The 23168-nt window shown below is 63.6% G+C and carries 23 protein-coding genes and 1 pseudogene; 13 read left to right on the forward strand and 11 right to left on the reverse strand.

Annotated elements, in window-relative coordinates:
* The first annotated feature begins 143 nt into the window (after nucleotides 1-143).
* Together prpR and FFS45_RS39160 are read left to right on the forward strand one after the other, a co-directional pair.
* The gene (gene prpR, locus FFS45_RS39155) at nucleotides 144-2084 is read left to right on the forward strand and encodes a propionate catabolism operon regulatory protein PrpR (protein ID WP_137959970.1); all 1941 of its coding nucleotides are present in this window, start codon (nucleotides 144-146) and stop codon (nucleotides 2082-2084) included.
* A gap of 163 nt (nucleotides 2085-2247) precedes the next feature.
* Nucleotides 2248-2649: a DUF3597 domain-containing protein gene (locus FFS45_RS39160; RefSeq protein ID WP_137959971.1), complete on the forward strand. Its 402-nt coding sequence runs from the start codon at nucleotides 2248-2250 to the stop codon at nucleotides 2647-2649.
* Nucleotides 2650-2797: 148 nt separating this feature from the next.
* On the opposite strand, the gene FFS45_RS39165 is transcribed toward FFS45_RS39160, so the two are convergent.
* A complete protein-coding gene (locus tag FFS45_RS39165; RefSeq protein ID WP_137959972.1) occupies nucleotides 2798-3196 on the reverse strand; it encodes a hypothetical protein in 399 nt (132 codons plus the stop codon).
* Nucleotides 3197-3347: 151 nt separating this feature from the next.
* Between FFS45_RS39165 and FFS45_RS39170 the strand changes: the two genes are divergently transcribed.
* Genes FFS45_RS39170 through FFS45_RS39180 form a run of 3 tightly spaced genes read left to right on the forward strand, consistent with a single transcriptional unit; the run spans nucleotide 3348 to nucleotide 7407 of the window.
* Nucleotides 3348-3803, forward strand: a complete 456-nt coding sequence (locus tag FFS45_RS39170) for a (2Fe-2S)-binding protein (RefSeq protein ID WP_074268351.1) — start codon at nucleotides 3348-3350, stop codon at nucleotides 3801-3803.
* 1 nt (nucleotide 3804) lies between these two features.
* Nucleotides 3805-6111, forward strand: coding sequence for a xanthine dehydrogenase family protein molybdopterin-binding subunit (locus tag FFS45_RS39175; protein WP_137959973.1), 2307 nt, complete (start codon nucleotides 3805-3807; stop codon nucleotides 6109-6111).
* Nucleotides 6112-6126: 15 nt separating this feature from the next.
* Nucleotides 6127-7407, forward strand: coding sequence for a cytochrome c (locus FFS45_RS39180; protein ID WP_137959974.1), 1281 nt, complete (start codon nucleotides 6127-6129; stop codon nucleotides 7405-7407).
* Nucleotides 7408-7546: 139 nt separating this feature from the next.
* Here the strand turns inward: FFS45_RS39180 and FFS45_RS39185 are convergent, their stop codons facing one another.
* The 3 genes from FFS45_RS39185 to FFS45_RS39195 all read right to left on the reverse strand — a co-directional run bounded on the left by FFS45_RS39185 (nucleotide 7547) and on the right by FFS45_RS39195 (nucleotide 9857).
* The gene (locus tag FFS45_RS39185; RefSeq protein ID WP_137959975.1) at nucleotides 7547-8203 is read right to left on the reverse strand and encodes an amino acid ABC transporter permease; all 657 of its coding nucleotides are present in this window, start codon (nucleotides 8201-8203) and stop codon (nucleotides 7547-7549) included.
* 2 nt (nucleotides 8204-8205) lie between these two features.
* Nucleotides 8206-8949 (reverse strand): amino acid ABC transporter permease, encoded by a 744-nt coding sequence (locus tag FFS45_RS39190; protein ID WP_137959976.1) that lies wholly within the window; start codon nucleotides 8947-8949, stop codon nucleotides 8206-8208.
* Nucleotides 8950-9020: 71 nt separating this feature from the next.
* Nucleotides 9021-9857 carry a transporter substrate-binding domain-containing protein gene (locus FFS45_RS39195; protein WP_249363114.1) on the reverse strand — a complete coding sequence of 279 codons (837 nt, stop codon included), beginning with the start codon at nucleotides 9855-9857 and terminating at the stop codon, nucleotides 9021-9023.
* 430 nt (nucleotides 9858-10287) lie between these two features.
* Between FFS45_RS39195 and FFS45_RS39200 the strand changes: the two genes are divergently transcribed.
* The gene (locus tag FFS45_RS39200; RefSeq protein ID WP_137959977.1) at nucleotides 10288-11199 is read left to right on the forward strand and encodes a LysR substrate-binding domain-containing protein; all 912 of its coding nucleotides are present in this window, start codon (nucleotides 10288-10290) and stop codon (nucleotides 11197-11199) included.
* Nucleotides 11200-11208: 9 nt separating this feature from the next.
* Here FFS45_RS39200 and FFS45_RS39205 read toward each other — a convergent pair whose 3' ends face one another.
* On the reverse strand, nucleotides 11209-12288 hold the full coding sequence (locus FFS45_RS39205) for an ionic transporter y4hA (protein ID WP_137959978.1): 1080 nt from the start codon (nucleotides 12286-12288) through the stop codon (nucleotides 11209-11211).
* 255 nt (nucleotides 12289-12543) lie between these two features.
* Between FFS45_RS39205 and FFS45_RS39210 the strand changes: the two genes are divergently transcribed.
* Nucleotides 12544-13698: an acyl-CoA dehydrogenase family protein gene (locus tag FFS45_RS39210; RefSeq protein WP_137959979.1), complete on the forward strand. Its 1155-nt coding sequence runs from the start codon at nucleotides 12544-12546 to the stop codon at nucleotides 13696-13698.
* A 102-nt stretch (nucleotides 13699-13800) separates the two neighbouring features.
* Here the strand turns inward: FFS45_RS39210 and FFS45_RS39215 are convergent, their stop codons facing one another.
* The gene (locus FFS45_RS39215; protein WP_137959980.1) at nucleotides 13801-14157 is read right to left on the reverse strand and encodes a BON domain-containing protein; all 357 of its coding nucleotides are present in this window, start codon (nucleotides 14155-14157) and stop codon (nucleotides 13801-13803) included.
* A 403-nt stretch (nucleotides 14158-14560) separates the two neighbouring features.
* Between FFS45_RS39215 and FFS45_RS39220 the strand changes: the two are divergent.
* Nucleotides 14561-15185: pseudogene (locus FFS45_RS39220) on the forward strand (DNA-3-methyladenine glycosylase).
* A 289-nt stretch (nucleotides 15186-15474) separates the two neighbouring features.
* Nucleotides 15475-15828 carry a DUF4148 domain-containing protein gene (locus FFS45_RS39225; protein WP_137959981.1) on the forward strand — a complete coding sequence of 118 codons (354 nt, stop codon included), beginning with the start codon at nucleotides 15475-15477 and terminating at the stop codon, nucleotides 15826-15828.
* A 251-nt stretch (nucleotides 15829-16079) separates the two neighbouring features.
* On the opposite strand, the gene FFS45_RS39230 is transcribed toward FFS45_RS39225, so the two are convergent.
* Nucleotides 16080-16520: a CBS domain-containing protein gene (locus FFS45_RS39230; protein WP_137959982.1), complete on the reverse strand. Its 441-nt coding sequence runs from the start codon at nucleotides 16518-16520 to the stop codon at nucleotides 16080-16082.
* 277 nt (nucleotides 16521-16797) lie between these two features.
* Here FFS45_RS39230 and ribA point away from each other — a divergent pair, with 277 nt between their 5' ends.
* Nucleotides 16798-17445, forward strand: coding sequence for a GTP cyclohydrolase II (gene ribA, locus FFS45_RS39235; protein ID WP_137959983.1), 648 nt, complete (start codon nucleotides 16798-16800; stop codon nucleotides 17443-17445).
* Nucleotides 17446-17507: 62 nt separating this feature from the next.
* Here the strand turns inward: ribA and FFS45_RS39240 are convergent, their stop codons facing one another.
* The 4 genes from FFS45_RS39240 to FFS45_RS39255 all read right to left on the reverse strand — a co-directional run bounded on the left by FFS45_RS39240 (nucleotide 17508) and on the right by FFS45_RS39255 (nucleotide 19688).
* The gene (locus tag FFS45_RS39240) at nucleotides 17508-17822 is read right to left on the reverse strand and encodes a helix-turn-helix domain-containing protein (protein WP_137959984.1); all 315 of its coding nucleotides are present in this window, start codon (nucleotides 17820-17822) and stop codon (nucleotides 17508-17510) included.
* Nucleotides 17809-18129: a transcriptional regulator gene (locus tag FFS45_RS39245; protein WP_137959985.1), complete on the reverse strand. Its 321-nt coding sequence runs from the start codon at nucleotides 18127-18129 to the stop codon at nucleotides 17809-17811. The genes FFS45_RS39240 and FFS45_RS39245 overlap by 14 nt, the downstream gene beginning before the upstream one ends.
* 411 nt (nucleotides 18130-18540) lie before the next feature.
* Entirely contained in the window at nucleotides 18541-18759 is a 219-nt protein-coding gene (locus FFS45_RS39250; RefSeq protein WP_137959986.1) for a hypothetical protein, read from the reverse strand.
* Nucleotides 18760-18788: 29 nt separating this feature from the next.
* Nucleotides 18789-19688 carry an NAD(P)H-binding protein gene (locus tag FFS45_RS39255; protein WP_137959987.1) on the reverse strand — a complete coding sequence of 300 codons (900 nt, stop codon included), beginning with the start codon at nucleotides 19686-19688 and terminating at the stop codon, nucleotides 18789-18791.
* A gap of 304 nt (nucleotides 19689-19992) precedes the next feature.
* Between FFS45_RS39255 and FFS45_RS39260 the strand changes: the two genes are divergently transcribed.
* From FFS45_RS39260 to FFS45_RS39270, 3 genes are all read left to right on the forward strand, one after another.
* Nucleotides 19993-20880 (forward strand): AraC family transcriptional regulator, encoded by an 888-nt coding sequence (locus FFS45_RS39260; RefSeq protein WP_137959988.1) that lies wholly within the window; start codon nucleotides 19993-19995, stop codon nucleotides 20878-20880.
* Nucleotides 20881-21053: 173 nt separating this feature from the next.
* Nucleotides 21054-22349 (forward strand): MASE1 domain-containing protein, encoded by a 1296-nt coding sequence (locus tag FFS45_RS39265; RefSeq protein ID WP_137959989.1) that lies wholly within the window; start codon nucleotides 21054-21056, stop codon nucleotides 22347-22349.
* A gap of 2 nt (nucleotides 22350-22351) precedes the next feature.
* Nucleotides 22352-23164, forward strand: coding sequence for an alpha/beta fold hydrolase (locus tag FFS45_RS39270; RefSeq protein ID WP_137959991.1), 813 nt, complete (start codon nucleotides 22352-22354; stop codon nucleotides 23162-23164).
* Nucleotides 23165-23168 lie beyond the last annotated feature (4 nt).

Consider the following 23168-nt stretch of genomic DNA (forward strand, 5'->3'; position numbering starts at 1 on the left):
GCTTAAGTCGTTGATTAGCTTTGGGTTTGGGGGCGGGCATCGTCGCTCTTTGGTTTCATAAATGGAATTTCATATTTCATAACTGAAACGAAGGGATCATAATGATCGCTTCCCAGTCTTGAGCGCCACCCCGGCAGCCAGCCATGAACCGACTTCCCGAACCCGGCTCCAGGCCCCGCGTCTGGGCCATCGGTATCAGCAAACTGCGCGACCTGTTTCGCGATATCGCCGACGAATACGACACTCGCGCCGATTTGCGGCTGGTGTCGCGCGGCTATGAAGACGCCGTCAACGAAATCGCGGCGGCGGGCAAGGAGCGCCCTGACATCCTGGTCGCGGCCGGCTCCAACGGCACTTATCTGAAGGCGCGCGTGGATGTGCCGGTCGTGCTGATCACGCCAACCGGTTTCGACGTGATGCATGCGCTGGCGCGGGCGCGGCGCGACGCGTCGTCGGTCGCGCTTGTCACGTATGGTGAGACGCCTGCCGAAGTGCGCCGCTTCGTGGCGGCTTATGGCATCGACGTGGTGTTTGCGTCGTATCAATCCACGCAGGACGCGGAGTCCTGCGTGCTCGACCTGCGCGACCGCGGCGTCGGGACGATCGTGGGGCCGGGTATGGTGACAGAGCTCGCTACGCGGGCCGGCATGGAGTCCGTGTTTCTCTACTCGCGCGCCTCGGTGCGTGCCGCGTTCGATACTGCGCTCGAAGTCGCCCAGGCGACCCTGGGCGAGGCGGTGCGCCGGCATCGTCTGGACAACGTATTGCAGCACTTGCGTGACGGTGTGGTCGCACTTGACGCGCAGGGCCGCGTCGAAGCCATCAACCAGCGTCTGGCGCTGGTGCTCGGCATCGAACCCGCTGCGGCGGTTGGACGCGCGCTGCTCGAACTCGCGCCCGATCTCGCCGGCGCCGTCCCGGATGACGAGGGCGAGTCGCTCGAGACCCTGCGGGGCATCAGCTACGTCGTGCATCGTGGACCGCTGGTCAACAACGGCGTGACGACGGGCACAGTGCTGACGTTTCAGGAGTCGCGCGCTGTGGAGCGGCTCGATCGCACGCTGCGTTCGCGGCAGCGCGCGCAGCAATTCGTGGCGCGCTACCGGCTCGACGATCTGGTGGGCACCTGTCCCGCGATCGAACGGGTCCGGCAACTGGTGCAGCGTTATGCGAAGTCGGACGCCACCGTGCTGATTCGCGGCGAGAGCGGCACCGGCAAGGAGATGGTCGCGCAGAGCCTGCATCATCTGAGCGCACGACGCGACTTTCCGTTTGTCGCGCTCAATTGCGGCGCGTTTCCGGAGGCCTTGCTGGAGAGCGAACTGTTCGGGTACGAAGAGGGCGCGTTCACCGGCGCGCGGCGTGGCGGCAAAGCGGGGCTGATCGAGGCGGCCCACCGCGGCACGCTGTTTCTCGACGAGATCGGCGAAATGCCCTTGCCGTTGCAAAGCCGGCTTCTGCGTGTGCTGCAGGAGCGCGAAGTGGTGCGGCTCGGCTCGACCGAGCCGACGCGAATCGACGTGCGGATCGTGGCGGCGACGCATCGTGAGTTGACGGCGGCCGTCGAGGGCGGCGAGTTCCGCGCCGATCTCTACTACCGCCTCAACATTCTTAACATTGCGTTGCCGCCGCTGCGCGAGCGCCTTACCGATCTCATGCCGCTCGCGGCTGAACTGCTATGTCAGGCGGCGCGTCGCGAGCCGCGTCTCGCGACGCGCATTCGTACGACGGGTGATGCGTTGAGCATGCTCGCGGCCGTTAGCGAATCGCTAAGTGCGCACGCATGGCCCGGCAATGTGCGGGAACTGCAGAACGTGATTGAGCGGATTACCGTCGAGCTGGCGTACTCGGATGAGATGGCGCTGACCCATGAGGTGTTGCAGTCGATCGCACCGGAATTGTCCGGACGCCAGGATGGGGCATCGAACGATGCTGCATTGACCTTGCGTCAGCGCAGCCGCCGGGTGGAAGCCGATGAGATTCGCGCTGCGCTGGAGGCGTTCAATGGCGATCGGGATCAGGTATGCGAGGCGCTTGGGATCAGCAAGACGACGTTGTGGCGCAAGTTGAATGCAACGGGGTGAGGGGCGCGCAGACAACCTGGAAACTGCTGATGGCGGGTTTGACCATTTGACACAAATCTGCAACGACTGGGCAATCACAGCAGCCTATGATGTTGGCAGCATGCATGTCCGCGAACGGCTACATGCTGCTCCCGCAATATCTTCCCCGTAAGGAGAACTGGAAATGAGCATCTTTGGTGACATCGTCAATAAGTTGTTCGGCAAGGCAAAGCCCGATCAACCGCCGCCTGCAGCAGAGCCGACACCTGACCCTGCAGCCGCACAAGCTGCCGCTCCGGCGGCCGCACCTGCACCGGCGCCGCTGACGGACGTCGATGTTGCGGCCGTGATGGACCAGTTTGTCAGCGAGAGCGGCCAGACGTTGAACTGGCGCACCTCGATTGTCGATACGCTGAAGGCGCTCGGCATCGACAGCAGCCTCGAGCATCGCAAGCAGCTCGCGCAGGAGCTCAAGTACAGCGGCGACACCAACGATTCAGCCAGCATGAACATCTGGTTGCACAAGCAGGTGATGCAGGCGTTGGCGGCGAACGGCGGAAAGTTGCCCGCGGATCTGGCCGGCTGATTGAAACAGGCGTTTGTGCGGCAACGCACGCTCACTAACAGCCCGCGAACGCTCGCGGGCTGTTTTTTTGGGGGGCGTTGTTTCAGTAAGGGAAAATGTACGGGCCAACAAAGCCGGTGCAGGGAAATTACTTAGGTATGCGATTGAATTAACTTCCTTCCACCGCGCGCAATACCGGTGTCACCTTGCCATGCTCATGCAGGATCGCCGGGCTCGCCTGCAGCAACGGCAGGTAGCGCGCCAGAAACGCATTGTCAGGCAGTTCGGACGAAAACAGACCGCTCACGCCCTGCGCGGCGGCGATCCGGTCTGCCGCGGTGGCCTTCTTGTCGTCGAGCGTCTCGTCGACATTGGCGATCACCGTCGAGAGTGGCGTGAGCCAGCGAAACCCCGAACCGTTGATCAGCACTTGCAGGAACGCAGCCGGCGTCACCGGGCCGAATTCCTTCTCGTACACCGCCCGCTCGTGGTCGAGAATCGACTTGTGCAGCGCCAGCAAAGGCCGGCGAATCTCCGACAGGAATTGAATGGCTTGCTGTTCGGTCATAGCTCGACTCCGCGTGTTTGGGGATAAGGCTATATGAGGCCATGCTAGCAAAATTCCACCTCGCGGCACGGCATCGGCGAACTTTCCGGGGCGAAGCTACAATTTCTTCGCCACCTCGTCATACCAAACAACAATCCGCAACGGAGTCCCCATGACAACGCTCAACATCAACGGACAGACGCATACCGTCGACGCACCGCCGGATATGCCCTTGCTGTGGGTTTTACGCGACCTGGTCGGCCTGACAGGCACGAAGTTCGGCTGCGGCATTGCGCAGTGCGGCGCATGCACCGTGCATCTGGACGGCGCAGCGGTGCGCTCGTGCGTGTTGCCGGTGGCGGCCGTCGGCGACAAAAAGATCACCACGATCGAGGCGGTTGGTGAAACGCCCGCCGGCAAGAAGGTGCAGCAGGCCTGGCGCCAGATCGACGTGGTGCAGTGCGGCTACTGCCAGTCGGGGCAGGTGATGTCGGCCGCCTCGCTGCTTGCGCAGAACCCCAATCCCACCGATGCGGACATCGACGCCGCCATGGCCGGCAACATCTGCCGCTGTGGCACCTACAACCGCATTCGTGCGGCCATCAAGCAAGCGGCAAAGGAGGCCTGACATGTCGCGAGGACTCCTTGATGCGCAAAACGGCGCGAGCGGCGCCAGAGCGGCCACAGGCGCGGCATCCGATGCGAACGGCCCGCATGACGGACCCCATAATGGCCCGCATTTCTCGCGCCGCGCCTTTCTGAAATTCAGCGCCACGGTGGGCGTGGCGGCGGGCGGCGGCCTGCTGCTCGGTTTCAGCATGCCCGCGCTAAGCCAGGGGCAAGGCCAGGCCCTGGCGGGCAAATCGGTGATCGGCGGGGACGCAAGCGAACCCGCACCGGCCGGCGTGTTTGCACCGGACGCCTTTATCCAGATCGATAACGCGGGCAAGGTCACGCTGGTGATCCCGAAGGTCGAGATGGGCCAGGGCGTCTATACGTCCATCCCGATGTTGATCGCCGAAGAGCTGGAGGTGCCGCTCGACAGCGTCACGGTCGACCACGCGCCACCCGACGAAAAGCTCTTTACGGACCCGCTGCTCGGCGGCCAGTTGACGGGCGGCTCGACCTCGATCCGTTACGCGTGGGAGCCGATGCGCAAGGCGGGTGCAACCGCCCGCGTGCTGCTCATCAATGCGGCGGCGCAGCAATGGCAGGTCGACCCGGCCACCTGTCACGCGCAGGCGGGGCAGGTGATCCATCCCGCCAGCAACCGCAGCATCGGCTACGGCCAACTGGTCGATGCCGCCGCGAAGCTGCCCGCGCCGCAGAACGTGCCGCTGAAGGACCCGAAGGACTTCAGGATCATCGGCACGGCGGTCAAGCGCCTCGACTCGCCGGAGAAGGTGGACGGCACCGCGCTGTTCGGCCTCGACGTGCGGCTGCCGGATATGGTCTATGCCGCGATTGCGACGTGCCCGGTGTTCGGCGGCACGCTCGCCAGCGTCGACGACAGCAACGTGAAGAAGATTGCCGGCGTGCGCCAGGTCGTCAAGGTCGACAATGCGGTGGCTGTGATCGGCGACCACACGTGGGCGGCCAGGCGTGGCCTCGCCACGCTCGATATCAAGTGGAACGAAGGGCCGGACGCGAAGCTCTCGATGAAGCAGATCGTCGACGATCTCGCTAACGCAGCGGACCACGGCACGGGTGCCGTGGCGCGCAAGGACGGCGACGTGGCGAAGGGCTTCTCGGACGCCAAAACGCGCGTCGACGCGGTCTATCAGCAGCCGTTCCTCGCGCATGCCACCATGGAACCGGTCAACTGCACGGTGCACGTGCGGCCCGACGGCTGCGATATCTGGCTGGGCACCCAGGTGCCCACGCGGATAGTCGACACGGCGGTGAAACTCACCGGTTTGCCGGCCGAAAAGATCACGGTGCACAACCACCTGCTTGGCGGCGGTTTCGGGCGCCGGCTCGAAACCGACATGGCCGCCCAGGCGCTGAAGATCGGCAAGCAGCTGGGTACGCCGGTCAAGGTGGTGTGGACGCGCGAGGAAGACATCCAGCACGACATGTACCGGCCGTACTACTACGACAAGATCTCGGCGGGGCTCGACGCGAACGGCAAGCCGGTTGCGTGGCAGCACCGCATTGTCGGTTCGTCGATCATGGCGCGCTTTGCGCCGCCCGCGTTCCAGCACGGGCTCGATCCGGACGCGGTGGAAGTTTCGGCCGACCTGCCGTATGACTTGCCGAACCAGCTCGTCGACTATGTGCGCCAGGAACCGCATGCGGTGCCGACCGCGTTCTGGCGCGGCGTCGGACCGACCCGCGGCACCTTCGTGGTGGAGAGCTTCATCGACGAGCTGGCCGCCCAGGCCAAGGTGGACCCGGTGAAATACCGGCGCGATCTGCTCGGCAAGTCGCCGCGTGCGCTGAACGTCCTCGATACGGCGACGCGCGCGGCCGGCTGGGGCAGCACGAGCCTGCCGAGTGGGCAAGGGCGCGGCGTGTCGGTCATGAATGCGTTCGGCAGCTTCTTTTCGATGGTCGCGGACGTCACCGTGGAGCAGGGCGAGGTGACGGTGAACCGCGTGGTGTGCGCGGTCGATTGCGGCATGGTCGTCAATCCGAACACCATCGAGGCGCAGGTGCAGGGCGGCATCATCTTCGGCATCACGGCGGCGCTGTATAGCGAGATCACGATCAGGGACGGCCGCGTCGAGCAGAACAACTTCACCGATTACCGCATGCTGCGCATCGACCAGACGCCCAGCATCGAAGTGCATATCGTGAAGAGCACCGAGGCGCCCGGCGGGATCGGCGAGCCCGGCACGGCGGCGCTGGCGCCGGCTTTGGCGAACGCGATCTACGCCGCGACCGGCAAACGGCTGCGGCAGTTGCCGGTCGGCAATCAACTGCAAACCGCGTGACCCCGGAGACCGATCATGATCAAGACATTGAAGCTTGCCGGGGCGGCGCTGACTCTCGCCTTGCCGCTTGTGGTGCAGTCAGGCGCGCATGCCGCGGACGGCGCACTGGTGCAGCGCGGCGCCTATCTGGCGAAGGTGGGCGATTGCGTGGCGTGCCACTCGGCGCCCGGCGGCAAGCCCTTCGCGGGCGGTCTGCCGATGACCACACCGATGGGCAGGATCTACACCACCAACATCACGCCCGATCCGGACACCGGCATCGGCCGTTATACGGAGGAAGATTTTGCGCAGGCGTTGCGCGAGGGCGTGGCGAAAGACGGACACAACCTGTATCCCGCGATGCCGTATCCGTCATACGCAAAGGTCAACGACGACGACGTGAAGGCGCTTTACGCGTTCTTCATGAACGGTGTGGCGCCGGTGCAGCAGGCCAATCGCGAGTCCGACATTCCATGGCCGCTCAATATGCGCTGGCCGTTGAAGCTGTGGAATGTGGTGTTCCTGGATAAAAGCGTCTATCAGGACAAGGCGGGCAAGGACGTCGCCTGGAACCGCGGCGCGTACCTGATCCAGGGCCTCGGCCATTGCGGCTCGTGCCATACGCCGCGCGGCATTGCGTTCCAGGAGAAGGCGCTGGATGAAAGCGGCAGCGCTTACCTGACGGGTGCGCCGCTGGACGGCTGGTTCGCGGCGAACCTGACGGGCGAGCATAACGTCGGCCTGGGGCGCTGGTCCGAGGCGGATCTCGCGGCGTTCCTCAAGACCGGCGCGAATGCGCATGCCTCGGCGTTCGGTTCGATGACCAGCGTGATCAACAACAGCACGCAGGCCATGAACGACATGGATATCGCCGCGATGACGACCTACCTGAAATCGCTGCCGGCGGCGGGCGGCACCGGTGCGCCACCGTATTCGTATGATGCGCAGGCAACCCGGGTCTCGTTGACGCGTCCGGCGAACAATGCGGGTGCGCGGGTCTACACCGAGTACTGCATGCATTGTCATGGCGTGGATGGCCGTGGTTTCGCGCCGATGCTGGCGCCCTTGGCGGGCAACCCGAACGTCATGGAGCACGATGCTTCGTCGCTGATCAACGTCACCTTGAACGGCACCGGCGATCTGGTGATTCAGGGCGTTCCCGCGCCGTATCCGATGCCGAAGTACGCGCCGGTGCTGAACGACAGGCAGATCGCGGATGTGTTGACGTTTGTTCGCGCAGGGTGGAACAACGGCGCCCCGGCGGTGAGCGCGGACGAGGTAGCGAAGTTGCGGAAGTCGACGCAGGCGGCACGGTGATGCAGCCCGCTAATGCAGCCTGATAGGCCGGCCTGGCAAGGCGGTGCAGCAACGGCGCCTGCTCCAGGGCTGTGACAAGAAACGAGCAGAACAGGCGGCAACCGTAGCATCACACGGTTGCCGCTTTTACTTCACAACCTCACCGGTGCTGTCCAACCTTCTGCCGCTTCTCCAAAGACCGCGCATACCAGGTGAGCGGAAAACACATCGCGAAGTAGATTAGCGCCACCATGCCGTAAATCGGAAACGGCCGGAACGCGGCATTGGTAATCATGGTGCCGGTCTTGGTCAACTCGGTGAAGCCAATGATCGAGGTCAGCGCGGTGCTTTTTACCACCTGCACGAGAAAACCGACCGTCGGCGCCACGGCGATCTTTTTGGCTTGCGGCCACACGATATAGCGCAACTGCTGGCCGAACGTCATGCCGAGGCTCGCGCCCGCCGCCCACTGACCGCGCGGCACCGCTTCGACGCAGCCGCGCCAGATATCGACCAGATAGGCACTGGTGTACAGCGTCAGCGTGACGATAGCCGCGGTCCACGGCGACACATCCACACCTAGCAACGGCAAACCGAAGAAAGCCAGAAAGAGCTGCATCAGCAACGGGGTGCCCTGGAACAGCTCGACGTACAGCGACACCGTCCGCCGCAGCCACGGCAGCGGCGATACGCGCATCGCGAGCAGTGCGAATCCCGCCACGCCGCCACAGACAAACGCGATCACCGACAGCAGCACGGTCCAGCGTGCGGCGAGCAGCAGATTGCGGGCAATGTCCCACAGGGTAAATTCGACCATGATCAGCGCTCCGTCGGGACAGTGCGCGGGCCGCGCCACGCCAGCAACATGCGCCAGCCGCGCGGCTCGCTGGGGCGGTGCGGCATGCGGCCGGCAAAGAGGCCGCGGCCGAGCCAGTTGAGCACCTGCCGCAACACGATGGAGAGCAGCAGATACGTCACCGTGATGATCACGTAGCTTTCGAACGAGCGGAAATTGCGCGACTGGATGAAGTTTGCCGCGTAGGTGAGATCGGGCACCGAGATCTGCGATACCACCGCCGAGCCGAGCATGACGATCAGCACCTGGCTCAGCAGCGCCGGGAACACGTTGGCGAGCGCCTGCGGCAGCACCACGAAGCGGAACACCTGCCGTGCCTGCAAGCCGAGCGCCTGAGCCGCCTGAAGCTGGCCGCGCGGCACCGATTCGATGCCGGAGCGCACGATCTCGATGGCGTAAGCGCCGAGATTGACGGTCATCGCAAGGATCGCGGCTTCTACTTCGTCGATATGCACGCCGAGGCTCGGCAGGCCGAAGAACACAAAAAACAGCTGCACGATAAACGGCGTGTTGCGGATCAGCTCCACGTATGCCGCGATCAGCGTGCGCGCCCAGCGCGGGCCGCCGATGCTGATACTGGCTCCGCCAATGCCCACGAGGCCGCCGAGCACGGTGGACACGGCAGTGAGCCCCAGGGTGACCGCCACACCGTGGGCCAGCATGCCGGCATAGACGCCGAAGCCGCTGAAATCGAACGCGTAACTCATGACAAACCGCTCATCGTAAATCGGTCTCCAACCGGGCCGCGCGGTGGGACCGGGGCAACGGCGCAACAGGGTTATAGGTCAGCCGGCAGCGGCGCCTGCAGCCACTTCTGCGAAATCGCATTCATCGTGCCGTCCTTGCGGGCGCGGGCAATCGTGTCGTCGATTTTCTGCTTCAGGCGCGGCTCGTTCTTGTTCAGGCCGACGTGATCGGGCGAACTGAACAGGGCGAACTTCTGCTCGGGATCGTTGGCCGGATGGCGCGCGAGGATCGTTGCCCCCACGTCGTTGCCGACCACCATCAACTGTACCTGACCAGAAAGAAACGCCGAAATTGCGCCGTTCGGATCGTCGAATCTTTTGATGGTCGCGCCCGGCGGTGCGATTTTGGTGACGCTCAGGTCTTCCAGCGTGCCGCGCGCCACTGAAATCGTCTTGCCGGCAAGGTCGCCTGCGTTTCTGACCACCAGGTTTTTCGGGCCGAACACCGCCAGATAGTAGGGGGCATAGGGCTGCGAGAAATCGATGACCTTTTCGCGCTCCGGGGTCTGGCCGACCGAAAGCAGCATGTCGGCCTTGTGGTCGGCCAGATAGGCCATGCGGTTGTCGCCGGTCACCTGGACCAGCTCCACCTTCGCGTTGAGCGCCTTGCCGATCAGATTGGCGACGTCGATGTCGTAGCCTTGCGGCTTCATGTCCGGGCCAATCGAGCCGAACGGCGGGTAGTCTTCGAACACGCCGATGCGCACCACGCCCGATCTGGCAATCGAATCGAGCGCATCGGCATGGGCCGCGGGCGCGGCGAACATGCAGAGTCCGACGGCGCCGACCAGAGCCAGGGTGGCGCCGGCCGTCGTCAAGGCGCGACGGACACGCTGGGCGCGTGAGGCAAGGAAGTCAGGAGCGGTCATGGTGGTTCCTCTGTCAAAAAAGCGGGGTATTGATCGGATGAATTCTGTGCAGGGTGGCCGCGTCGCGGACGGACTCGATCTACCGGCCGCGCATGAGCTAGCTATTGAGCTATCGGCCAGATTGGCGTCTTTCTGTAGCGTGACGGGTGGATGCACTCTAGGTTTGCCAAAAACGCTCAACAAACGAAATCTCTGCATGGACGCCATGACATAAGCTCATGCGCCGGGCGCCGTGCACGGGGAGACCCGGCCGGGCAGGGGCCGCGCGGCGCCAGGCCGTGCGCCATGCGCACCGTGCATGCCGCGGCGCGATCCGGGGAGCCGCGCGGTTTTTTGATCGCTTATGCTAAAGGCTTATCGGGCGCGCACAGCCGTCAGGCCGGCCGCTCTTGCGATGCATTTTTCTGATACCTGGAACCCGGACAGCGCCATGCGACGACTTCCCCCGCTAAATGCGCTGCAGATCTTCGAGACCGTTGCGCGGCATCGCAGCTTCACGCGCGCCGCGGATCACCTGTGCCTGACGCAGGGCGCGGTCAGCCGGCAGATTCTGGCGCTTGAGGACTACTATAAGTTTCCGCTTTTCAAGCGCCACGCGAAGGGGCTCACGCTCACGGCGGAGGGCGAGTTGCTATTGCCCGCGGTGAAGGAGAGCTTCGCGCGCATCGAGGAGATCTCCCTGCGTCTCACCCGTCAGCGCACCGATCTCGCCTTGAAAGTGCCGACCTGCGTGATGCGCTGGATGCTGCCGAAAATCATGCAGTTTCAGGCCGAGTACCCAGACCTGCACGTGCAGATCACCACCACCTGGCAGCATGACGTCGACTTCCAGAGCGAACCGTTCGACGCGGCGATCATCTACGGATCGTCGCCGGGCGTCGACGTGCAGGCCGTGCCGCTTTTCGAAGAACGGCTGACGCCGGTCTGCGCGCCCGAGCTGCTCCATGGCAAGCCGCTCGAGCGCGTCGCCGATCTCGCGCAGCACACCTTGCTGCATCCGACCCGCGACCACCGTGACTGGAGGATGTGGCTGGACCATGTAGAGGACCGCGAGATCGACGCAGGCCACGGCCCGAGCTTCGATACGCTCGATCTTGCCACCAACGCGGCATTACAAGGCTTCGGTGTGGCGATCAGCGATCTCGCGCTGGTCGACGAGGACGTGGCGGCGAGGCGCCTCGTGCGTCCTTTCGATACGGTGTTGACGACCGGATCGCGCTACTACTTTGTTTATCCGGACTGCGTCGCGCATCAGCAAAAGGTCAATCTGTTTCGCGAGTGGATCGCGGAACACTGGACCGAGCGTGCGGGCGGCGGCAATCGTCCGCCGCCGCCCGCCTGAATCGACCGGTCACGGCGCGAACGAGAGAAACAGATACGCGGCAAACAGCGACAGGTGCACGGTGCCTTGCAGGATGGTGGTGCGGCCGGTGCTGAGAGTAAGGGTGCCGACCACCAGCGTCAGCATCAGCATGACGGTTTCCTTGCCGTCGATGCCGAGCACCAGCGGTTGGCCGGTCCACAGGAACACCGCGGCGACCGTCGGAATGGTCAGGCCGATACTGGCGAGCGCCGAGCCGAGCGCGAGATTCAGACTGTTCTGCAGGCGGTCGGCGCGCGCCGCGCGTACGGCAGCAAGCCCTTCGGGCAACAGCACGAGCGCCGCGATCACAATGCCGACCACGGCCGGTGGGGCGCCGATGTTTTGCACCGCCGTCTCGACCGTCGGCGACAGCAGTTTCGCCAGCAACACCACGGCCACCAGGCACACCAGCAGGAGCCCGCCGCCGATCAGCGCCTGGGCGGAGCTGGGCGGCGCGGCGTGCACGCTTTCATCGGGCGACGCGGCCAGAAAATAGTCGCGATGCCGTACCGTTTGCACGAACACGAATACGCCGTACAGCACCAGTGACGAAACCCCCGCGAACGCCAGTTGCGACGATGACAGCAGCGGGCCCTCCCGGGTGGTGGTGAAATTCGGCATCACGAGCGTCAGCACCGAGAGCGATGCGAGCACCGCGAGCGTGGCGGCCGCGCCGCGCACCTGGAAGTCCTGCTCGCGGTGGCGGATGCCGCCCACCAGCAAGCAGATGCCGACGATGCCGTTGCACACGATCATCACTGCCGCGAACACCGTGTCGCGCGCAAGGCCGGCTTTCTCCGGCCCGGAGGTGAGCATGACCGAGACGATCAGCGCGACCTCGATGACCGTCACCGCAACCGCAAGCACCAGCGTGCCGAACGGCTCGCCCACCCGGTGCGCGACCACTTCCGCATGATGCACGGCGGCGAACACGGCGCCGGCCAGCGCCACGCCGACCAGCGCCAGCAGCAGGCCGTGGCCCGGTAGTACATACGCGGCGCCCAGAATCAGCCAGGCAGCGATGGGTGTTGCAAGGGTCCAGCGAGGCAGCACAGTCGATGTTGTCATCCGGTCGTTCCTTGTTCGAGACTTATGGTTTCGCCTGGGATCTTGCTCAGGGTACTGCCTGGGGAGGCCGGGTCAGGCGGGCTGGCCCTGCTACGTACGGCGCCCTTTGATGTCGGGTGAAGGGGCGTGCCGGCTCAAGCCGTGATGTCGATATACGTCAACATAAGTTGAAGCGATGGATCAGGAAAATGCGCTAGTACATTAGACTATAACGAATATCTGCCAATAACGAACGCAGGTTTTCAAGGAGACGTTGTGATTCGAAGCCAGGAAACCCTCAATCTGTTGCTCGACAGCATTATCCGTTTCGTGCGTGAACGGCTGGTGCCGAATGAGGAAATTGTCGCCGAGACCGATCAGATCCCGGCAACGCTGTTGCAGGAAATGAAGGACCTCGGCCTGTTCGGTTTATGTCTTCCTGAGGAATACGGCGGCCTCGGCCTGACCATGGAAGAGGAAGTGCTCGCCGCCATGGAACTCGGCAAGACCTCGCCGGCATTTCGTTCGGCGATCGGCAGCAACAACGGCATCGGTTCGACCGGCATTGTCATCGACGGCACGCCGGCGCAGAAGGAGAAGTATCTGCCGCAGCTCGCCTCGGGCGAACTGATCGGCTCGTTCTGCCTCACCGAGCCGGAGGCCGGTTCGGACGCGGCGTCGCTCAGAACCACGGCCGTGCGCGACGGCGATCATTACGTGCTGAACGGCACCAAGCGCTTCATCACCAACGCCCCGGAGGCCGGGCTCTTCACCGTGATGGCCCGTACCGATCCCACGGTGAGAGGCGCCGACGCAATCTCCGCCTTTGTGGTCGAGGCGGGAACGCCAGGGCTGTCGCTGGGCAAGATCGATCGCAAGATGGGCCAGAAGGGCGCGCACACCTGTGACGTGATCTTCGAGAACTGCCGTGTGCCGGCGACGAACCTGATCGGCGAGAAAGAAGGCGTCGGCTTCAAGACCGCCATGAAGGTGCTCGACAAGGGCCGTCTGCATATCGCGGCAGTGGCGACAGGCGCTGCCGAACGCATGCTTGCCGACGCGTTGCGCTACGCAATGGAGCGCAAGCAGTTCGGCAAGCCGATCGTCGAATTCGAATTGATCCAGGCGATGCTGGCCGACAGCAAGGCGGAGATCTACGCCTCGCGTTGCATGATTCTCGACGCGGCGCGCCGTCGCGATGCAGGCGAGCGGGTCACGAGCGAAGCGTCGTGCGCGAAGATGTTTGCGACGGAAATGTGCGGGCGGGTGGCCGATCGTGCCGTGCAGATTTTCGGCGGCGCCGGGTATATGAGCGAGTACGGGATCGAACGGTTCTATCGCGACGTGCGCCTGTTCCGTATTTACGAAGGCACCACGCAGATCCAGCAGATTGTGATTGCGCGTGAGATGCAGCGCAGTGTCGAGGGTTGAGAAAACTTGCGGACCGGGCTTGCCGGGTTAAACGGGCACAACCTGGAGCGATCCAGGATTGTGCCCGCTGCGCTGCATTGACCGGCCGGGTTATTGGCCGGGTTACTGACCGATCGCGCGGATCGTCAGTGCGTTCTTCACCGACGTCACGCCCGCCACGCCTTGAGCAGCTTGCGTAGCCAGATCGATCTGCGGTTGCTCAGGCACCGAACCTTCCAATGTCACGGCGCCGCTACGTGCACGCACCGTGATGTTGGTCACGCTCAGGCCCTTCGTCTTGGACAGAGCTTTGCGCACGCTGCGTTGCAGAGCGCGGTTGGATGCCTTGACTGACTTTGCGCTCGGGGCAGCCGCCGGAGCCGATGCCGCCGTTGCATCGCTGCTTTGTGCATAAGCGTTGAGAGACGCCACGACGATGAGCGCGCCACCGATGACCTTGATTGCCTGGAATGCTTTCATTCAACTTTCTCCTGTTGTCATGATTCATCACGGTTCCGGACGGAAACCGCAGGGTTGCACCAACGGGTACTTCGGGATCAAATCTGAGTGGAACGATGCTGCGAGCGATGCAAACCTGTCTGCTGATCAAGCGGGCCGAGGCACGCGCAAGCCGGTAAGGGCTGTGCTACTGGCCGGATGTAACAATACTCTACTTGAAAGAATTTTGAGCGCAGGTGTGCAGAGAACTGCTGCTTTGGCACAACGGATCGGTTTGCCACACCGGCAAGGAGCAGGTCATTGCGCGGCATTGCCACCTTGTACTGATTCGGCCTGCGCCCCAGCGCAGCGGGACTTCCCACGGCCGGAGGAAGTCCCGCTGGGGATAACTCGATAGCCCTGTACCGCCATGACTTCTGCCGCCATGACTTCTGCGTTGCTTCCCATTGTGCCGCTGCACCGTGACGATTTGCCGGTCGATACCATTGAGCTGGCCCGCTACATGGTCGGTAAGTATCTCGTGCGCGACCTCCCCGAAGGACGCATCAGCGGACGGATCGTCGAGACAGAAGCCTATCCGCTCGGCGATTCGACCAGCCATGCATTTATGGGCCTGCGCCCCTACAACGCCTCGATGTTTCTGGCGAGAGGTCACGCCTATGTGCGGCTCACATACGGCGTGTCGCTCATGCTGAACATGTCGAGCGAGGCGGAGGGCACTGGCGCCGGCATCCTGATCCGTGCGCTTGAACCGCGAAGGCCTGCCCTTGATGCAGGCACGCCGCCCAGGCGTCAAACTGCTGGACCTCGCGCGTGGGCCGGGCCGTCTCACAAGCGCGTTCGGTATTGCACAGGCGTTCGACGGATGGGATTTGTGCAGCGGCCGCGAGCTATGGATCGGCCGGATCGAGGTGGAGGACCGTCCCATTGGCGTCACCAAGCGGATCGGCCTGTCGCGCGAAATGCACCGGCCATTGCGCTTCTACGAACCGGGTAGCCCCTTCGTCAGCGGGCCGCGCAAACTGCTGACGCCGCTTCCTGCGGCCTGACGCCGGCGATTTTCCAATCCGGCGTTCCCGTTCCGGCAAGAGCGACCGGATTAGGGAGTCTTTGCTTAACAGTCCGCCTTCAATACTTACGAAACGGGTAATTGCTACGTCAAAGCTGACAGGTTGCCCATATCCACTGCGAGTTCCCAGTTATCCTTGCGAATCTCGCAAATATGTATCTCTCAATTAAGGGTTTTCCCTTGGGGTTGCGCTGACTAGACTGGAACTAATCGCTTTTCACATGGTGTGTCAAGCGAAATCAAAAAAGCCAAGTCTGGAGGTCAACATCATGAAGTCGCTCATTCAAGCTGTCGCTATTGCTGCATTGTTCGCCGCACCGGTTGCCTCGTTCGCCCAGGCCGCGGACACGACCCAGCAGCCCGTGACCCGCGCCGAAGTCAGGAACCAGCTGATTCAACTGGAACAGGCCGGCTATAACCCCGCCCGCGCCGACGACGCCACCTATCCGGCCGATATTCAGGCCGCTGAACAGCGCGTCCAGGCAGAAAACCCGCCGGTTGCGCAAAACAGCGTAGCGGACACGAGCGGTTATGGTACGGCGACGAGCGGGACGTCCGCCTCGGGTTCAATGCAAGCGGTGCAACCCGTCGCGCGTAGCCAGGACATCTATTTCGGCCACTAATCGGTCACTAATCGGCCAGTACGGATCCGTCAGTAGGCGGGCCAACGCTCAGGGGGCCGGCGTAGCAGCCGGCCAGAGCGGGATGCCACCGCAGTTGATGCAGATGGCATAACCGCTGATACGAAATTCAGAAACCTCCGCTGCCGCAAGGTAGCTTTGCCCAACCCGAGGCGGCTTGGGCTTTTTTTGCGTCTGCGCGCTCGCAGCGCAGACGGCTGTCTGATCTGCTTCAGCAGGCGGTGAGCCGACGCTCAGGGGTGCTCGCCGGTAATGTAGAACTCGAGCTGCTGAATGGTGAACTGCTGCTCGGCGATGATGTTCTTGACCAGGTCGCCGATGGACACCATTCCCACCAGCTTGTCCTGATCGATCACCGGCAGGTGGCGCATGCGCCGCTCGGTCATGAGCGCCATGCATTCGTCGGTGGTCTGCGTGAGATGCACGAAGCGCACCGCACGGCTCATGATGTCGCGCACCGGCGTGGCCTTCGACGAGCGGTCCATCAGCACGACCTTGCGGGCATAGTCGCGTTCCGTGACGATCCCGGCGATGCTTTCGCCATCGGTCACCACCAGTGCGCCGATCTGTTTGTCCGCCATCAGTTTGATCGCGTTGTAGACAGAGTCTTCGGCCGCAATCGTGTAGACGCCTTGAGTCGGTTTCGATTTGAGAAGTTGTGCAACGCTGGTCATGGGGCGGCTCCGTATCGCAGTGCAGCACGCCGATAGCTGACGTGCGGTCGTAGAAAACAGGCACTTTCAGTATAGGACGCACCCATGCGCCGGACACGCATGGCAAATACCTGTGGCGGAGCGCCAACGAAAGGCATAGGAAAACGGGCATTGCGCCTGCCGGGTGGTGCGTGCCGTGGGGGCTTGCAGGTGCCTGGCGCCGATTAGCGGTAAACTCCAGTTCCGTACTTTATCCCCGGTTGTTCACGGGTTCATGTCAGTGCCTTTGCCTATCGCCATGCCCACGCCTCAAGATCCGTCGAATGCAGACGGCCAACATAACGGCGAATGCGTCATTCTGGACGCGGTCGCCACGCTTCCCACCCGTTACGGTACGTTTACGTCTTATGTTTTTCGCGTTTGCGAAAGCGGCGCCGAGCATCTAGCGCTTGTGATGGGCGACGTCGCCAGCGGCGAACCCGTGCTGACCCGCTTGCATTCGGAATGCCTGACCGGCGACGTGCTCGGTTCATACCGCTGCGACTGCGGCGAACAACTGGATCTGGCGCTGCGCTATATCGCGGCCGAGGGCCGCGGCGTGCTGCTGTATCTGCGCGGCCATGAAGGGCGCGGCATCGGGCTGTCCAACAAGATCCGCGCGTATGCGCTGCAGGAGCAGGGGCGCGACACGGTCGAGGCCAATCTCGATCTCGGCCTGCCGGACGACTCGCGCGAATACGACTCAGCCGCAGGCATTCTGCGCACGCTGAAAGTCAGCTCTGTGCGGCTGATGAGCAACAATCCGAAGAAGTTCGACACCCTGGCGCAGCACGGCATTCCTGTGTGCGAACGGGTCGCGCTGGCGATCCCGATGCGCGAGGAAAACGAGCGCTATATCCGCACCAAGCAGGTGAAGTTCGGGCATTACTTCGAAGAGAACGAGTAGGGGAAAACTGCATTCGTCTGTGAGCCTTGATGCACAAGGTGCACTTTCTAAGCGAATCGCCGTTATCTTGCGGCTAACTCCTCGATGAGCACCTCAGGATGCCGCACCGCGATGTTCAGCAGCCGTTGAGCCGCTCCAGATGGCTCGCGTCGACCTTGCTCCCATTCTTGAAGCGTGCGCACCGATACGCCCAGCGCGACGGCGAACTGACTTTGCGACAGCCCCACCTTGCGGCGGGCTTCGCTCGCGGTGCTGACCTGGACAGTGGTAACGCGGCCGACTTGTCCAGCCTTCATCTGCTGGACGGCCTGCAGCAACTCCGCACCGATATCGCGCGACTTGTCGCGCTCGTTGAGTTCTTGTTCAGTCTTCGGCATGGTCAATTGCCTCTTTGATCGCCTTGAGTGTGTGGGCAGGGATGCTTTCCCGTGCGCTCTTGGCGTAGATGGTTAGCAACCAGATTTCGCCGTTCGCGAGCCGGTTGTAATAGATTACGCGAACGCCGCTACTCTTTCCGCTGCCCTGACGCTTCCATCGCACCTTCCTGCATCCGCCAGCGCCGGGAATCACGTCCCCTGAATCTGGATGTTGAGCGAGCCACGAACAGAATTCACCGCGCTCGTCTTCGGTCCAATAGTCGGACACGAGGTGTTTGAAAAGGGGTGTTTCAACTATTGTGAGCATTGGACGAACTATACGTCTTTGACGTATAAATGACAAGTGGTGGGTGAAGTCGCGGCTAAATGGGGTGTCCCGCGGTGGTCGCGTGATCGACGTCGCACCAGCGTACGCACTTGCTGCGTTGGTGACGAGCGCCGGTTGTCACGCGCAAGAACTTAGCAGGTGGGAAGTTGGGTGATGTAAAAATGGGTCAAGGCTCGTTGGTCCGTGTGAAAACGAGCAACGAGCGCGCAATCGTTTTGCTAGCAGACCTTGAAAAAGGCAAATGGAGACGGGATATCGCTGGCGTAGATGTCAGCAGCACGGTTTAAGCCGAGAAACTTGCCGCGGCACAGAGATGTTCGGGGTATAGGTGATAACCGCCCGATTCATCGTGACGGTTATCGGGGCGGCGCAGCGCGGCCCTCGCGCCAATCAAAAGTAGATGAAGTCCTCGTTGCTATCAGGCAGTGCGTACAGCACCTGCTGGAGCTGATGGAGGCCGGCGAGTTCCGCCACGCTGAGCAAGACCGCCAGCAACAGTTGTCCCTTGCGACTGTCACGTGTGTTCGCGGTGCTGCCGGCGGTGGCCGGTTGTGCCTGTCCCGCTGATGACGACGGCAAGGACATGCGCAGCAAAGGGCAGGTCGACATGGTTTTCTCCTGGATGAATTACCGTCCGTTCAGCTCGCAGCCGCTTCCACGTGAGGCAGCATTGCCGCCAGCACCTGCGCAAGCGGCGTGCTCCCGAAGCGCCGCTCGCCGACTCCGTTTTCCACATCGATGCGGCCATCGTTATGCGTCTCGTAGAGATCCGTGATCAACTGCGCGTGCTCAGCGCTAAGTCCCGCGCGCAGCAGCATCGGTGTCCACGCGTCGCGCGGCAGCTCATGCGCGGCCACCGGCCGTCCGCTTAGCTCGCCGAGCGTATGGGCAACGTCGAGCGCGCTGATGCGCTGCGGCCCTTCGATGCTGACGATACGCGGCGTGATCTCGCCGGCTGGATCGTGATCGAGCAGCAGATCGGCCGCGAGCCGGCCCACATCCTGAGCCGCCACGGTTGGAAAGCGCTTGCTGAGCGGGTGATGCAGGCTCGGCAGCACGCCGGCCTTCAGCACGCCCGGCAGCACACGCCCCCAGTTTTGCATATGCTCCGCGGCACGCAGAAAGGTCAGGTGGCTCATGAGCGGCCTTAGCTGCGTTTCGAGGTAATGAAACAGCAGCGTGATGCCGGTACCGCTATCCAGTTCCGCGCCATAGTCGGACAGCGCCAGCACGCGTGGCGGCGGATTGGCTCGCAGGGCCTCGACGGCGGTGTCGATCATGCGTCGCATGGTCGCTTCCGGCTGCGAGTCGCCTTGCGGGACCGGGCAGAGTATCTGCACGGCCTCGGCGCCTTCGATCGCGCGGGCGACCGAGCCGCGATCGGTCAGATCGGCCAGCGCGATCTCGCAGCCGAGTTTCGCCAGCGGCTCGCCTTGCTGTTCGCGGCGTACGACCGCCCGCACGGCGCGGCCCGCGTGGCGCAGGCGGGCTGCGGTGACGCTGCCGGCATGGCCTGATGCTCCGAAGATAACGAACACGTTGCGCTCCTTGTAGGTGGGGTGCACCCATCATAGGAGCGGGTCAGAGGGAAAACGCGCAGGGGCGGATGGTATCGAGCAGATCCGGATGGTGGTTTTCATCCGGCATGACATGGCGCGGCAACGCAACGCAACGCAACGCAACGCATCATTGCAGCATCGCACCGTCACATTACAGCCTTGCGCTGTTGCAACTGCTGCAACTGCTGCTGCGGCGGCATGCGAGACTACGCCTCGCCAAGCACTCCGGCCAAAAACACCGCACAATGCAGACGACTTCCATCGCGCCCCAGGAGGGACCGCCATGAACGCTGTGATTCCGATTCCGACGCCGCACTCAGGCTCGCGCATCACGCTGCGCTCGAGCGCAGGCCTTGGCTGGCAAGGCTTCGGCGCGGAGCTGGTGCAGGTGGCGGCAGGTGTGCACCGGATTCCGGCGCTGGGGTATCACCGCGTCGGCGTTCATGTCGGCGCGCCGGTCAAGGCGCGTTGCCTGTGCAACGAGCGGCGTCACGTGCGGCTGCAGTCGCCGGGCGACGCCGATGTGATTCCTGCCGGACTCGACGGCCAATGGGTCGACGAAGCCAGTTGCACGATTTTCAGCGTGTGGTTTGCCGAAGCCTTCGCGTGCAGGACGTTCGAGCAGCTCGAATTGCGCGCGAGCGAGGCGCAGATCCGTCCGCAGTTCCAGATGCGCGATCCGCGTTTTCAGCATCTGGCGTGGGCCTTGCGCGCGGAACTCGAAGCCGATGACGCGTCCGATCCGCTGTACGCGGAGAGCCTTGGCACGGCGATGATCGTGCGCCTGATCGAAGGGGCGCCAGCACTCGAGGGCAAGCGCCGCCAGCGGCTCGCGCCGCGCACGGCTGCGCGGCTGGTCGAGTTTGTCGAAAGCCATCTCGACCAGCGCCTCACGCTCACCGAACTGGCCGCGCTGGCCGAGTTGAGCGTGCCGCATTTCAAGGTGCTGTTCCGCGAGACGTTTGGCATGCCGGTGCATCAGTATGTCGTGCAGCGGCGTGTCGAGCGGGCGAGGGCGCTGCTGCTGCAAGGCACGCTCAGTGCGAGCCAGGTGGCGCTCGAGACCGGCTTTGCGCATCAGAGCCATATGGCGCACTGGATGAACCGCGTGTTGGGCGTGACGCCGCGGGACCTGGTGAGGCGCGGGGTGCCCGGCGTGCGCAGCGTTTAGCCGTCGGCGTTGCGCACGAGCGGGGCGTGGCCTGGCGAGTCTTTATAATGTCGCCTCTTTGGGATCTGTCCGGCGCCGTTGGGGCGCCTTCCGCCCGCCTCGCCGCTGTTGTCGCGGCACGCTACCGCGCGGCGCTATCGTCATGCGCATGATGGGAACCTGGGATACTGTCGATGGCCACCTCACTCTCGAAGCCGAGACTCGTCACACCGCTCCTGTGGGCGCTGCTGTACTTCGCGAGCGGCTACATCTCGCATCAGCTCAACGGACCCGTGCGCATCACCGGCTATATCTGGCTGCCGGCGGGCGTCACCGTAGCGGCCTTCATGCTGCGGCCGGTGCGGCAATGGCTGCCGGTCTGCGTCGCGTTTCTCCTCGCGCAGCTCGCCTTGAGCACCGTCGAGCAGGGCAACCTTTTCAACGCACTCCTGTTCGCCGTCGATGAAGTCGGCGCGGCCGCGCTCGCCGTCTGGCTCGTGCAGCGCGTGCGCTTTTCGCTCGAGGGTCTCTACTTCCTGCGCTCGGTGATCCTGTCCGGCACGCTCGCGGGCGCGCTGGGCGCAGTCGGCGGCGCGGCCTGGTATGCGCTCGTGCAGGGCGTCAGGTTCTGGGATGTCTGGTGGGTCTGGGCCGCGTCGGACTTTGTCGGCGTGGTGCTCGTCACGCCGGTGCTGGCGTCGTGGTCGCGTTTCCGCGCGCATCGCTCCGGCGATCACGAGCGCTTCGATATCGTGCTTGGCATCGTGTCGTTCGTATTGCTTGCCGTGCTTGCCATGCTGATCTTCGACGGTAACAGTGCCGCGAAATTCGGCATCGGCGTTGGGTTCGCGCTGACCTACATTCCGCTGTTCCTTACCGTGGTGGTGACGGTGCTGCTTGGAGGGCGCAGCGGTTCGTTGTCGGTGCTGATGCTGGCGATCGTCGTGATCCTGCAGACGGCGCAGGGCGACGGCGTGTTCGCGATGCTCGACGAACAGCGTGGCCGCTCGCTTCTGGAAGCGCAGCTCTATCTGGCGGTGGCGTCGCTGCTGGTGCTGACCGTCAGCACGCTAAAGACCACACGCGAACTGGTGCACAGCCGTGCGGCGATATGGCAGAACAACATGGAGCTTGCGCTCGCCAGCGCCGAGCAGGTGGCCTATGTGCTCGATCCGACCACCGGCCGGATCGAATGGAGCGGCGATCTCCAACTGGTGTTCGGCGCGGGCGCCGATGCCGCGACGCTCGCCAGCCTGCCGCAGGTGCTCGAGCGTCTGCATCCGGACGACCGCGAGGCGCTGCACAACTACTGGAGCGCCGAAGTCGCGGGCGAGGATCGCGAAGCGGTGTCGTTGCGCATCGTGCAGCCGGACGGCGGCACGCGCAGGGTGATCGATCGCGGCGCGCCGCTGATGGACTCGAATGTCGACGTGACCGTCGTGGCCGGTGTCTGGCAAATCGAGCGATCCTACGCGGACGCCTACGTATGACCATGACCGGCAGGACCGGGGTTCTGCTGATCCACGGACTCGGCGGTACGCAGTACGATCTCGGCTCGCTGCACAAGGCCTTCCGGCGTGCAGGCGGCGAGGCGCACATGATCACGTTGCCGGGCCACGGCACGCAGCCGGAGGATCTGATCGGGGTGCGCGCCGAAGCATGGCTCGATGCCGTCACCGAGCAATACCGGGAACTGGAGAGTCAATACGACACCTTGCATGTCGCAGGCATGTGCATGGGCGCGCTGGTTGCGCTGCTGCTATGTCATCGCGTCGAGCATGCGCGCGGCAAGCTGGCGTTGCTTGCCGCGCCGGTGTTTATCGACGGCTGGTCGACGCCGTGGTATCGGGCGCTGCGTCATGTGCTCTACCACGTGCCGGGCATGGCGGAGCGGACCAAGGTGGAAGAGGGCGAGCCGTTCGGCCTGAAGAATCCTCTGATCCGCGCGATCGTGAAAAAGAAATTCGAGCGCGGTGACAATTTTCACTATCCGTGGGTGCCGCTCGCGTGCGTGCGGCAGGTGGACCGGATGCGCGACTGGGTGCGCACGGCCGCCCCCGCTACCCGTTGCCCGACGCTGATCGTGCATGCCCGCGAGGATGAACTGACGAGCCTGCGTTCGGCGGAATTTCTGCAGGGTTCCATGCAGGACGCGCGCAGTGTGGTGGTTGAGAACAGCTACCACATGATTTGCGCGGATAACGACCGCGATCTGGTCGCGCATCACGTGCTCGACTTCTTCGGGTTCGACCCGGTTCACGCCGCGAGCCCTGGGGCGCGGCGGCGTGGGCAGGTGGTGGGGTGAGGGC

The organism is Burkholderia sp. 4M9327F10, assembly GCF_005503145.1.
Taxonomy (GTDB): Bacteria; Pseudomonadota; Gammaproteobacteria; order Burkholderiales; family Burkholderiaceae; genus Paraburkholderia.

What these genes read in the sequence shown, in the direction of transcription:
- prpR (WP_137959970.1), top strand. Translation starts at nt 144, where the DNA reads ATGAACCGACTTCCCGAACCCGGCTCCAGGCCCCGCGTCTGGGCCATC.
- FFS45_RS39160 (WP_137959971.1), top strand. Translation starts at nt 2,248, where the DNA reads ATGAGCATCTTTGGTGACATCGTCAATAAGTTGTTCGGCAAGGCAAAG.
- FFS45_RS39165 (WP_137959972.1), bottom strand. Translation starts at nt 3,196, where the DNA reads ATGACCGAACAGCAAGCCATTCAATTCCTGTCGGAGATTCGCCGGCCT.
- FFS45_RS39170 (WP_074268351.1), top strand. Translation starts at nt 3,348, where the DNA reads ATGACAACGCTCAACATCAACGGACAGACGCATACCGTCGACGCACCG.
- FFS45_RS39175 (WP_137959973.1), top strand. Translation starts at nt 3,805, where the DNA reads ATGTCGCGAGGACTCCTTGATGCGCAAAACGGCGCGAGCGGCGCCAGA.
- FFS45_RS39180 (WP_137959974.1), top strand. Translation starts at nt 6,127, where the DNA reads ATGATCAAGACATTGAAGCTTGCCGGGGCGGCGCTGACTCTCGCCTTG.
- FFS45_RS39185 (WP_137959975.1), bottom strand. Translation starts at nt 8,203, where the DNA reads ATGGTCGAATTTACCCTGTGGGACATTGCCCGCAATCTGCTGCTCGCC.
- FFS45_RS39190 (WP_137959976.1), bottom strand. Translation starts at nt 8,949, where the DNA reads ATGAGTTACGCGTTCGATTTCAGCGGCTTCGGCGTCTATGCCGGCATG.
- FFS45_RS39195 (WP_249363114.1), bottom strand. Translation starts at nt 9,857, where the DNA reads ATGACCGCTCCTGACTTCCTTGCCTCACGCGCCCAGCGTGTCCGTCGC.
- FFS45_RS39200 (WP_137959977.1), top strand. Translation starts at nt 10,288, where the DNA reads ATGCGACGACTTCCCCCGCTAAATGCGCTGCAGATCTTCGAGACCGTT.
- FFS45_RS39205 (WP_137959978.1), bottom strand. Translation starts at nt 12,288, where the DNA reads ATGACAACATCGACTGTGCTGCCTCGCTGGACCCTTGCAACACCCATC.
- FFS45_RS39215 (WP_137959980.1), bottom strand. Translation starts at nt 14,157, where the DNA reads ATGAAAGCATTCCAGGCAATCAAGGTCATCGGTGGCGCGCTCATCGTC.
- FFS45_RS39225 (WP_137959981.1), top strand. Translation starts at nt 15,475, where the DNA reads ATGAAGTCGCTCATTCAAGCTGTCGCTATTGCTGCATTGTTCGCCGCA.
- FFS45_RS39230 (WP_137959982.1), bottom strand. Translation starts at nt 16,520, where the DNA reads ATGACCAGCGTTGCACAACTTCTCAAATCGAAACCGACTCAAGGCGTC.
- ribA (WP_137959983.1), top strand. Translation starts at nt 16,798, where the DNA reads ATGCCCACGCCTCAAGATCCGTCGAATGCAGACGGCCAACATAACGGC.
- FFS45_RS39240 (WP_137959984.1), bottom strand. Translation starts at nt 17,822, where the DNA reads ATGCCGAAGACTGAACAAGAACTCAACGAGCGCGACAAGTCGCGCGAT.
- FFS45_RS39245 (WP_137959985.1), bottom strand. Translation starts at nt 18,129, where the DNA reads ATGCTCACAATAGTTGAAACACCCCTTTTCAAACACCTCGTGTCCGAC.
- FFS45_RS39250 (WP_137959986.1), bottom strand. Translation starts at nt 18,759, where the DNA reads ATGTCGACCTGCCCTTTGCTGCGCATGTCCTTGCCGTCGTCATCAGCG.
- FFS45_RS39260 (WP_137959988.1), top strand. Translation starts at nt 19,993, where the DNA reads ATGAACGCTGTGATTCCGATTCCGACGCCGCACTCAGGCTCGCGCATC.
- FFS45_RS39265 (WP_137959989.1), top strand. Translation starts at nt 21,054, where the DNA reads ATGGCCACCTCACTCTCGAAGCCGAGACTCGTCACACCGCTCCTGTGG.
- FFS45_RS39270 (WP_137959991.1), top strand. Translation starts at nt 22,352, where the DNA reads ATGACCGGCAGGACCGGGGTTCTGCTGATCCACGGACTCGGCGGTACG.